Origin of the sequence: Mycobacterium sp. (assembly GCF_032161845.1) — a bacterium.
GTDB lineage: Bacteria > Actinomycetota > Actinomycetes > Mycobacteriales > Mycobacteriaceae > Mycobacterium.
On record NZ_JAVRQA010000528.1, the window covers coordinates 1 to 10,630 of the forward strand.

Below are 10,630 nucleotides of genomic sequence, written 5' to 3' on the forward strand. Positions count from 1 at the left end.
ACCATCGGCATCATGGCGTGCGGCGTGGCGGTCCTCATGATCGGCGGGGAGTTCGACCTCTCGGCGGGCGTAGCCGTGACGTTCAGTTCGCTGGCGGCGTCGATGTTGGCCTTCAACCTGCACCTCAACCTATGGGTGGGTGCGGCACTGGCGCTGATCCTCGCGCTGACCGTCGGCTTCTTCAACGGCTACCTGGTGATGAAGACCAAGATTCCCAGCTTTCTCATCACGCTGAGTTCGTTCTTCATGCTTGCCGGCGTCAACCTCGCCGTCACCAAGTTGGTCGCGGGACAGGTGGCCACCCAGAGCGTCAGCGACATGGCGGGTTTCGACTCAGCGCGTGCCGTCTTCGCGTCGTCGTTCACGGTGTTCGGAGTCGGTATCCGCATCACCGTGGTGTGGTGGCTGGTGTTCACCGCGATCGCCACGTGGGTGTTGTTCAAGACCAAGATCGGCAACTGGATCTTCGCCGTCGGCGGTGATGCGGATAGTGCTCGCGCCGTGGGTGTTCCGGTCACCAGGGTGAAGATCGGGCTGTTCATGTTCGTCGGGTTCTGCGCCTGGTTCGTCGGCATGCACCTGCTGTTCGCATTCAACACCGTGCAGTCGGGCCAGGGCATCGGCAACGAGTTCTTCTACATCATCGCTGCGGTCATCGGCGGCTGCCTCCTCACCGGCGGCTATGGCACCGCCATCGGCGCTGCCATCGGTGCGTTCATCTTCGGCATGACGAACCAGGGCATCGTCTATGCCGGTTGGGATCCCGACTGGTTCAAGTTCTTCCTCGGCGCGATGCTGCTGTTCGCCGTGATCGCCAACAACGCCTTCCGTAACTACGCAGCGAAGAGGTGACCGACATGACCGCAACAGTCGAATCCCCGGCCAACGAAGCTCCCTCCGGCGGCAAGGTGCCCCTGGTCGAACTGAAGAACGTCGGCAAGTCCTACGGAAACATCACCGCGCTCAAGGACATCTCCCTGCGGGTGCACGCCGGCGAGGTGACCGGCATCCTCGGTGACAACGGCGCGGGAAAGTCCACACTGATCAAGATCATCTCCGGCCTGCACCAGCAGACCGACGGTGAACTGATCGTCGACGGTGAGCCGATGAAGTTCGGCTCGCCCGCCGATGCCCTCGCCAAGGGCATCGCCACGGTGTATCAGAACCTGGCCGTCGTCCCGCTGATGCCGGTGTGGCGCAACTTCTTCCTCGGCCAGGAGGTACGCAAGAAGTCGTTCCCCTTCTCGTTGGACGCCAACGCAATGCGGGCGACGACGCTGACGGAGTTGTCGAAGATGGGCATCGAACTGCCCGACGTCGATGCGCCGATCGGCTCCCTGTCTGGTGGTCAACGTCAGTGCGTGGCGATCGCCAGGGCGGTGTTCTTCGGGGCTCGGGTGCTAATTCTCGACGAGCCGACGGCCGCGCTGGGCGTCAAGCAGTCCGGTGTGGTTCTGAAGTACATCACCGCCGCGAAGGAAGCGGGTTTCGGCGTCGTGTTCATCACTCACAACCCGCACCACGCGCACATGGTGGGTGACCACTTCGTGTTGCTCAACCGCGGTCGGCAGAAGCTGGACTGTGCTTACGACGACATCACCCTGGACCACCTCACCCAGGAGATGGCCGGTGGCGACGAGTTGGAGGCACTGACCCACGAGTTGGGCCGCAAGTAGTTCCCCGACTCAGGACCCCGTCGGCTGACCAGTTGGCGGGGTTCTGTCATGTCCGGGTGACACCAGGGTGCTGAGTTCGGCCCGCACGTCAGCTATCTTCTCGCGCATCGTCATCGCCGTCATGATGGCGTCACACTGACCGAGGGCGACCGCAACCCCGGCTTCGCGAGCTGCGCATGACAGGATCGACGACCACACCCGCATCACCAGCCAGGCGTCACGGTGATCGGGTTCGACGCCCATCCGACGGGCCATTCCTTCGAGCAGGCCGGGCGGGGTGATCCCAATGGCCAAGGGCCGTAGGACCGGCGACTCGCCGATGACCAGCAATGCGCCCGCCAACAACGGCGGAGTGACGACGTGCCTGCCAACGTGAACGTCGTCGAGCATCATCTGATGCGCCTGAACGAGGGCGTCGATGGGGCCCACCCCTTGGTCGACGTCGTCGAGGTGAATGAGTGCGCTCTCCGCCATGTCGTGGATGACCGAGAGAATCGCCGCTTCCTTCGTCGCGAAGTAGCGGGAGAAGGTTCGGGGCGAGACGTCGACGGCGGCGGAGATCTGCTCGACCGTGGCGCGGGCAAATCCGTGCCTACGGCTCAACTCGATGGCGGCGGCCACCAGCTGACCCCGGGTACGTTGCCGCTTACGCTCGCGCAAACCCGCTGGGGTTCTGTCGACAGCTCCGATCACCCTGCCCAGGCTAACCTCACCCGACGAACACCCGGCGCGGAAGTTCACAGGTTGATCAAAGGGCATACCCAAGATCAGCCACGTGATGCACCATTGACATGGCGTGTGAGCTGCCCCTCTGGCGGTTCGGGGACTCGCCGAGGGGGTCGTCATGGACTTCTACGCGACGCTCGACGAGGTGATCGAGCTCTTGCGAAGTCGTGGGCGGGTGTCCTATCGCGCCTTGACGGAGCATTTGGGCCTCGACGACGAACGCATGGACGCACTGCGTGCGGAGTTGAGATACGCCCACGGCGACAGCGTGCGCGAGGACGGTCAGGGCTTGGTGTGGGCGCCAAGCGATCCGAACCCGGACGGTGCAGAGCGTCGACAGCTCACCGTGTTGTTCTGCGATCTGGTTGGCTCCACGCCGCTCTCCGCGCAGCTCGACCCCGAGGACTTCCGCGAGGTGATGCGCGCGTACTACGACACGTGCGGCAAGGTCATCGCCCGCTTCGATGGCTACATCGCCCAATACCTCGGCGACGGCATGATCGTCTTCTTCGGACATCCGATGGCACACGACGACGATGCGCCACGCGCCGTGCGAGCCGGGCTCGGAATCGTCGAAGCCATCGGGCAACTCAACCCCAGTCTTAGCGAGAGGTACGGCACCTCGCTGGCGGTACGCCTTGGCTGCCATACCGGTCTGGTGGTGGTCGGCGAGGTCGTCGGTGACGCGCGCCACGAGATCACCGCGCTCGGAGAAACACCGAACATCGCGGCTCGCCTGCAGACTGCGGCGGCGCCCAACACGCTGGTCATCGGCGCGTTGACCCATCGGCTTCTCGGCGGTCAGTTCAACTGTCGCTCGTTGGGTACGCCGCCACTCAAGGGCGTGTCGGCACCCTTGGAGGTGTTCCAGGTACTCAATGAAATGACTGCCCGCACGCGGTTGGAGGCGATGGGCAGCGTCGGCCTCACCCCGCTGGTCGGTCGTGCCGCCGAGGTGGGACTGCTCGAAGACGAGTGGGCCCAGGCCGCGCGCGGCAGCGGACGAGCCGTCCTCGTCTCTGGCGAGGCCGGCATCGGCAAGAGCAGACTGGTCCACGCGTTGACCGAACACGTTGCCGAACAACAGGGTTGGCTCGTACCCTGCCAGGGTTCGCCGTATCACCAGGACACCGCGTTCCATCCGCTGATCGACCTGCTCGAACGAATGGTCCTGCAGTTCGAGCGATCCGACTCTGCAGCCGACAAGCTGCGCAAGCTCGAAGGCTTTCTGGTGCAGGGTGGGTTGCCACTCGACGAAACCATGCCCGCGCTCTGCTCACTGCTCTCCATTCCACCGGCCGCTGAATACGAGTCGGCCACACTTCCGCCCGAACAGCAGAAACAGCAGGCGATGCAGGCATTGCTCGCTGTGGTACTCCGAAGAGCGGCGACGCAACCGTTGCTCTTCGTCGTCGAAGATCTGCATTGGGTCGATCCGAGCACGTTGGAGTTTCTCGCCCTTCTGATCGAGCAGGCCCACACCACGCAGTTACTCGCACTGTTCACGACCCGGCCGCACTTCGATTCGCCATGGGCGGGCGATCCCACCGTCAAGGAAGTGAGTCTCGAGCGACTTGCGGTCGGCGAGGTCGCCGAGCTGACCAGACGGGTGGCTCAAGGCAAGTCGCTCCCCGATGAGATCGTCGAGCAAGTGGTGTCCAGGACGGACGGGGTGCCGCTCTTCGTCGAAGAGCTCACCAAGATGCTGATGGAATCTGGTCTGCTCGAGGAGCATGCGGGTCGGTATGAACTGAGCGGTTCACTTCCGCCGCTGGCGATTCCGAATACGCTTCACGATTCGCTGATGGCGCGGTTGGATCGCCTTTCGACGGTCAAGGGGTTGGCGCAGCTGGGTGCTGCGATCGGACGTGAGTTCTCCTACGCGTTGTTGCGTGCGGTCTCTCCGTGGGACGAGGATCTGCTCGAGGATGCGCTGGCTCAACTGGTGACGGCCGAGTTCCTGCACCAGACCGGGGAGCCGCCGGAAGCCTCGTACCGCTTCAAGCACGCCCTCATTCAAGACGCGGCCTACCAGTCGCTGTTGAAGAGCGCTCGTCGCCAACACCACCAACGGATTGCCACCGCACTGGAATCGGGCTTCCCCGAGGTCGTGGCCAGCCAACCCGAATTGCTGGCCCACCACTACACGGAAGCTTGCTTGGTCGCGCAAGCCGTTCCGTATTGGGACGCCGCCGCCCGCCGCGCGCTGCAGCGGTCCGCAAACCAGGAAGCCGCCAACCATGCCACGCGTGGATTGGAACTGCTCAACACACTTCCCGACTCAACGGAACGCGCCAAGCAAGAACTCTCCCTGCAACTCCTGCTTGGGCCGTCCGTGAGCTTCATTCGCGGCCCGAACGCCGGTGAGCCCATATACACCCGAGCGCGTGAACTGGCGCGACAGGTGGGCAGCACACCGGAGTTGTTCCCGGCGCTCGCCGGCTTGGTGTATGCGAACATCGTAGGTGGCCACCTGCACGAGGCCCGCGCCCTGGCCGGAGAGTTCCTGGAACTCGCTCAGTCACAGGATGATCCGTCTCTGTTGGCGGTCGGTCACTTCCTACTGGCCTACCCGGCCTGGTGGCAGGGTGATTTCGTCGACGTGCGCACTCACAGCCGTCAAGGCCTCGCCGCCTCCGACCCCGACAAGCACCACGCCTTCGTCGCGGCCTACACCCAAGATCCGGCGATCGTGTGCGGCTACCTCGACGCCCTCTCGGATTGGGTCCTTGGTTACCCGACGGAGGCGTCAGCGGCCATGGAACTGTTGGTGGCGCACGCGCGAGGACTCGGTCACCCCCAGAGCATTGCCACGGCAACATTGATGTCTGCGCAACTAAGCCAACTGCGACGTGAGCCCGAGGCTGCCCGCAGCCAAGCGGAGGTGGCCATGGCGGTGGCAGAGGAGTATGGGCTCCACGCGTTGACGCTCTGGTGCCTGTTGCCGCGCGGGTGGGCCATCGCTCAACTCGGTGACGTGGCCGGTGGTATCGCCGACATCCGTGAGGGGATGGATCGTCGTCGGGCATTCGGAATGGGTGCGGTGTGGCCATGGTTCTTGGCGCTCTTCGCCGAGGCATGCGGCGAACTCGGTGAGATCGAAGCGGGCCTGACCGCACTCAATGAGGCAGCGGTCTGGGAGCAGCGCAATGACGAACGGCTTTATGCGGCCGAGGTGTGTCGTCTCCGCGGCGAGTTACTGCGCCGTCTGGAGAACCCCGATCTGATCCAAGCCGAGAACTGTTTCGAGAACGCGCTGGCCATCGCGCGGGCTCAGCATGCGAAGTCCTGGGAGCTGCGCGGTGCGATGAGCATGGCCCGAATGTGGCTGGAGAATGGCCGCTCCGATGACGCCCGCGAGCTGCTGGCACCCGTCTACGGCTGGTTCACCGAAGGGTTCGACACCGCCGACCTGGTGGACGCGAAGGCGCTGCTGGATCGGATGTGTTGATCGCCCTTCCTCGGAAACGCGGTGTCGTGCAGAGGCTGGCAGGGTATGACGTCAACCATGAACGTTTCCACAGTGTCCACCGTCGATGCCGGTCCGCGACGGGTCGCGCGCCGCGTGCTGGTCAAGGCACCCGCCGCCGAGATCTTCGCGATCGTCAGCGACCCCCACCGCCATCCCGAACTCGACGGGTCGGGGACCCTCCGCGACGTGCCGATCAAAGGGCCGCACCGGCTCGCTGTGGGGGACAAGTTCACGGTGGGGATGAAGCAATTCGGGCTGCCCTACCAGATCACCTCGACCGTCACCGAGGTGCAGGACGGCAAGGTCATCGAGTGGCAGCATCCCCTCGGGCACCGCTGGCGCTGGGAACTAGTGGAGGCGTCGCCCGGCGACGCCACGATCACCGAGGTCACCGAGACCTTCGACTACCGCACCGCAAAGGTGCCGCTGGTGATCACCACGTTCGGATACGACAGGAAGAACGGCGACGGCATCACCTCGACGCTGCAGAGGCTCGCCGAGCGGTTCAACGGCTAGCCGGTGAACGCCGCGCGGAACGCTTCGAGCGCATCGACGTCGTCGCCAGCGGCGTAGCCCTCCAGCCCGACGGTGCCGCGATACCCCATGTCGCGCAACGCCTTCGCGATGGCCGGGTAGTAGATCTCACCTGTTCCCGGCTGGCATCTACCAGGTACGTCGGCGACCTGAATCTCGCCGATGGCATCACCACAACGGCGGACCAACCCGACGAGGTTCCCCTCGCCGATCTGCGCGTGGTAGAGGTCGAGCATCATCTTGACGTTCGGGTGTCCGACACCCTCGATCAGCGCGAGCGTGTCCTTGGCCCTGGCCAGGGGCACCCCCGGATGGTCGACGATGGTGTTGAGGTTCTCCACGCAGAACGTCACCCCCGTCGAAGCGCCGAGCTCGCCAAGCCTTTCCAAGGTCCGCAGGGCGGTGGTCCACATCGCTCCTGTCGCACGCAACCGGGGTCGGGCAGGCAAGCCGTCGACGAGTTCGGCGGTGTGCAGGTTCAGCCGCGTAACGCCAAGCGTTTCAGCGGCCTTGACGCTCAGCTCGGCCGTCCGGACCACCTCGTCGGCGGTCTCGGGATCGATCAGATCGCCGTGCAGGTAGCCGGTCATCGAGGTGAACTTCGCGCCAGTCGCCGCAAGGGCATCGAGGTCTTTGTCGTGCCAACTCCAGATCTCGGCGGCGAAGCCGAGATCGTGGATTCGCCGCACCCGCTCGACGATGGGAAGCTCGGTGAACACCATCTCGGCGCTGATCGCCAGTTCGAACTCGCTCTGCATGTAGTTCTCCTGCGACTAGAACGTTCTAGGTACTTGAAGGGTAAAGCGAGCCGTGCAACGCCGAAGTTCGGTGATTGTTAATCGACGCGACGCCCAGCGGTGACGCGCGCCACCACCCACCATTTCCACTCACACGGCACAATCGACGCATGGACATCGATCACGAACGTTCGGCGCGCACGTCGGCCTGGCGTGACCCGTTGAGCCTGTCCTTCCGTGCGCACCGCCGGGTCTTGCTGCTTCGCCTGCGCTGGCACGAACGCTCCGCGACCCGACCGCGGACGCGTCGCGCCAGGATGCGGCCCTAGCGGCCTACCGAGGTGCCATACCGGCCGCCCGGTAGGCGTTGTCGACGAACGCCATGTTCGCCACCGCGTCGGCGGCCCCGAACGGCAGCGTGGCGCCGTCCTGCACGTGCGCGGCGAAGGCCTCCAACTGATAGGTGTATGACGCCCTGGTGCCGAGCCGTTCGACGGTGGTGCCCGCCGTGGTGTTGATCGTCAGCCGATCGTCGGCGCTCGGCTTGATGAAATCGTGCACCAGCAGATCGCCCGCCGTGCCCACGATGCGGATGGTGAACGAGTAGTCGTCGCCCACCATGGAATGGGCGGCCAGGCCGGTGGCACCCCCTGGGAAGCCGAGTTCGACGTCACACCAAGCGTCCACACCCGGCGTGCGCTGCTCGGCGTGCGCCCGCACGATCGACGGCCGTCCTTCGATGCCGGGCATCGCGAGACGGCCGAGTGACCGCATTACGTGCAGCCCGTAGCAGCCCAGGTCCATCAACGCTCCGCCTGCCAACTCGAGCGACCAGCGAGGGTCGTCGTCGCCCGGCGTTGGCATCGCCATCCGAACCTCGACATGGGTGACCGAGCCGATGGTGCCGTCGCCGGCGAGTTCGAACGCGCGCTGGGTCACGGGATGGAAGAAGTAGTGAAATCCCTCGAGGACCGCGACTCCCGCGGCGTCGGCCGCGTCCGCGACCTTCCGCGCCTCGGATTCGTCACGCGCAAAAGGTTTTTCGCTCAGCACGGGCTTTCCCGCTGCGATGGCGGCGAGGTTCCACGGCGCATGCAGCGCGTTGGCCAATGGGTTGTAGACGATGTCGACCTCGGGGTCGTCGATCACCGCCTGGTAATCGTCGAGCACCCGCTCCACGCCGTACTTCTCGGCGAAGGCCTCGGCCCGCGACCGGTCCCGCGCTGCGGTGGCCACCAGCCGGTGGCCGAGTTCCGCTGCGGGCCCGGCTATCGCCACCTCGGCAATCCGCGATGCGCCGAGAACTCCGATGTTCAACGTCACGACGTGGCCGCCAGGAGATAGGCCACACTGGCGCGCACGTCCCGCACCGGACCCTCATCGGTCGGTTCGCCGTCGAGGATCGTATCCTGCTCCAAGACGAACCAGCCGTCGAAACCGTTGTCCCGCAACACCGAGACGATTCCGGCAATGTCGACGTCGCCGGTGCCGAGCGGGGTGTACATGCCCGCCTTCACGGCGTCGGTGTACGTCAACGCACCCGATTGCACCTCCGCTGCCAGCGCGGCGTCGACGTCCTTGAGGTGCGTGTGGGCGATCCGGTTCGGCACGGCCTTGGCCAGCTCCAGCGGATCGGTGCCGCCGATCAGTAGATGCCCGGTGTCCAGACACAGCGGGATCGAGGAGCCGGCGAGCACCCGGTCGACGTCGGAGCGCGTCTCGACGATGGTGCCGACGTGCGGATGCAGCACGGCGAGCAGGCCTCGGTCGGCGACGATCGCCGCCAGCCGGTCCAGGTTGGCCAGCAGTGTCGTCCACTGAGCGTCGTCGAGGACGGGCCGGGAGTCATAGCCGTCGGATCCGGTGGCCGCGGCGAGCACCACGACGCCTGCTCCTGCGGCGATCAGGGAATCGAGTGGCCCCGCGAGGTCATCGGCGGGGTCGTGATCGTCCTTGAACAGCACGACGGGTACGAAACCGCCGACGCATGCCAGATCCTTCTCGTGCAGAACGGATTTCAGCTCGTCGGGGTCGGTCGGGAGGAAGCCCTCGGGACCGAGTTCGGTGGCGGTCAGTCCCGCACCACGCATCTCGGTCAGTACTCGGCCGGGCTCCAGCTGGTAACCCCAGCCAGGAACTTCACAAACGCCCCAGGAGATGGGTGCCCCGGCGATCTTGATGTCTCTGGCGTTCACGAGTTGCGAACCTCCTCGAGGCGCACCGGGACGCTCCGGCGCAGAGACTCGGTGGCGGCCTCTGCGAGATAGGCGACCTCGACCGCGTCGGCAACGGTGGCACCGAGGATCGGACCGCCCTTGGCAACCTCGACGAACGCGGCGAGTTCGATCCGGAACGCCTCGGTGAAGCGGTCCATGAAGAAGTGGTGCGCGGGGCCGGTGGGGAAGTCCTCCGCAGATGCGAAGCGCGGATCGGTGTTGAGCAACGGCACGCCCTGGTCCCACCCGGCGGCGACGCTGTCGTCGAAGCCGTGGACTTCGAGGCGGCAGTCATACCCGCGTGCGTTGTACCGGGCGGCGGAGACGAGACCCATTGCGCCACCGTCGAATTTGACGATCACCGCGGCGGTGTCGACGTCGTCGTACTCTGCGAACAGTGGATCGCCCTGGACGGTCCCCGTCGCGTACACCTCGACTGCGCGCTGTCCGGTGATCCAGTTCAAGACGTCGAAGTCGTGGACGGCGCAGTCGCGGAAGATGCCGCCAGAGCCCTTGATGTAGTCCATCGGCGGGGGAGCGGGGTCCATCGTCGTGCTGCGCACCGTGTGCAGCGTGCCGAGCGACCCGTCGTCGACCGCGCGCTTGGCGGCGGCGAACGCGGCGTCGAACCGGCGCTGGTAGCCGACCTGGACCGGCACGCCGGACTTCAGGATTACCTCGGCGACGCGGGCGCTCTCGGTGGCCGTCGAGGCAATCGGCTTCTCGCAGAACGTGGGGATGCCGCGTTCGACGGCGGCCAGGGTCAGCTCTGCGTGGGCGGGCGTGGCGGCGGAGACGACAACTCCATCGACGCCGGCGGACAGCAGGTCCGCCACGGTCGCGACGTACTTGGCGCCGTGCTTGGCGGCGACCGCCTCGGCCACGTCGGCGCGCTCGTCGGTGATCACCAACCCGTCGAGACCGGCTATGCCGCTGAGGGTTTCGGTGTGGAACGCGCCGATTCGGCCCAGTCCGATTACGCCGAGGGTGGTCATGGAATTCTCCTTGTCGTTTGCTGCACGAGAGCGGTGTCGAGTGCTTCGGGGGCGAGCTTTTGGGCCAGGGCGGCCAGCACGATGTCGACCTGACTCGGTGGCGCGAGGCTTCCGATTGGTTGGTCGCGGTCGAGGTTGGTGGGGAACGCGTAGCCCTCGGCCGTCGCGTTCACTGCGTTTCGGATCTCGCGGTCCGAGCGGCCGGCGGCCTGCATCGCCAGGAGGGCGGGGTAGGTGGCTCGCACCATCGCGGTCCGATCCAGCGACTCCATCG

General features: G+C 65.6%; 10 protein-coding genes and 1 pseudogene. 5 read left to right on the forward strand and 6 right to left on the reverse strand.

Translation table 11 applies throughout. The features are described 5' to 3' along the window. Together QOD90_RS29330 and QOD90_RS29335 are read left to right on the forward strand one after the other, a co-directional pair. On the forward strand, positions 1-852 hold an 852-nt coding region (locus QOD90_RS29330), incomplete at its 5' end, for an ABC transporter permease (RefSeq protein ID WP_526355738.1). Positions 853-857: 5 nt separating this feature from the next. Continuing rightward, a complete protein-coding gene (locus QOD90_RS29335; RefSeq protein ID WP_526355740.1) occupies positions 858-1,676 on the forward strand; it encodes an ATP-binding cassette domain-containing protein in 819 nt (272 codons plus the stop codon). Between the two features lie 9 nt (positions 1,677-1,685). Here QOD90_RS29335 and QOD90_RS29340 read toward each other — a convergent pair whose 3' ends face one another. Further along, positions 1,686-2,297: a TetR/AcrR family transcriptional regulator gene (locus tag QOD90_RS29340; RefSeq protein WP_526355742.1), complete on the reverse strand. Its 612-nt coding sequence runs from the start codon at positions 2,295-2,297 to the stop codon at positions 1,686-1,688. A gap of 223 nt (positions 2,298-2,520) precedes the next feature. On the opposite strand from QOD90_RS29340, the gene QOD90_RS29345 reads away from it, so the two are divergent. Continuing rightward, entirely contained in the window at positions 2,521-5,853 is a 3,333-nt protein-coding gene (locus tag QOD90_RS29345; protein WP_526355744.1) for an ATP-binding protein, read from the forward strand. Positions 5,854-5,910: 57 nt separating this feature from the next. After that, the gene (locus QOD90_RS29350; RefSeq protein ID WP_526355746.1) at positions 5,911-6,390 is read left to right on the forward strand and encodes an SRPBCC family protein; all 480 of its coding nucleotides are present in this window, start codon (positions 5,911-5,913) and stop codon (positions 6,388-6,390) included. Here the strand turns inward: QOD90_RS29350 and QOD90_RS29355 are convergent. Beyond that, positions 6,387-7,166 (reverse strand): TIM barrel protein, encoded by a 780-nt coding sequence (locus QOD90_RS29355; RefSeq protein WP_526355748.1) that lies wholly within the window; start codon positions 7,164-7,166, stop codon positions 6,387-6,389. The two genes, QOD90_RS29350 and QOD90_RS29355, sit on opposite strands and share 4 nt — an antisense overlap. 149 nt (positions 7,167-7,315) lie before the next feature. Between QOD90_RS29355 and QOD90_RS29360 the strand changes: the two genes are divergently transcribed. After that, positions 7,316-7,474 (forward strand): hypothetical protein, encoded by a 159-nt coding sequence (locus tag QOD90_RS29360; protein ID WP_526355750.1) that lies wholly within the window; start codon positions 7,316-7,318, stop codon positions 7,472-7,474. Between the two features lie 4 nt (positions 7,475-7,478). On the opposite strand, the gene QOD90_RS29365 is transcribed toward QOD90_RS29360, so the two are convergent. From QOD90_RS29365 to QOD90_RS29380, 4 genes and pseudogenes are all read right to left on the reverse strand, one after another. Next, complete coding sequence (locus QOD90_RS29365; protein ID WP_526355752.1) at positions 7,479-8,468, reverse strand: Gfo/Idh/MocA family protein; 990 nt, start codon at positions 8,466-8,468, stop codon at positions 7,479-7,481. Then, a complete protein-coding gene (locus tag QOD90_RS29370; protein ID WP_526355756.1) occupies positions 8,465-9,325 on the reverse strand; it encodes a sugar phosphate isomerase/epimerase family protein in 861 nt (286 codons plus the stop codon). The genes QOD90_RS29365 and QOD90_RS29370 overlap by 4 nt, the downstream gene beginning before the upstream one ends. 11 nt (positions 9,326-9,336) lie before the next feature. Continuing rightward, complete coding sequence (locus QOD90_RS29375) at positions 9,337-10,356, reverse strand: Gfo/Idh/MocA family protein (RefSeq protein ID WP_526355754.1); 1,020 nt, start codon at positions 10,354-10,356, stop codon at positions 9,337-9,339. Then, positions 10,353-10,630: pseudogene (locus QOD90_RS29380) on the reverse strand (phytanoyl-CoA dioxygenase family protein); the annotation flags it as partial. The pseudogene QOD90_RS29380 and the gene QOD90_RS29375, both read right to left, overlap by 4 nt.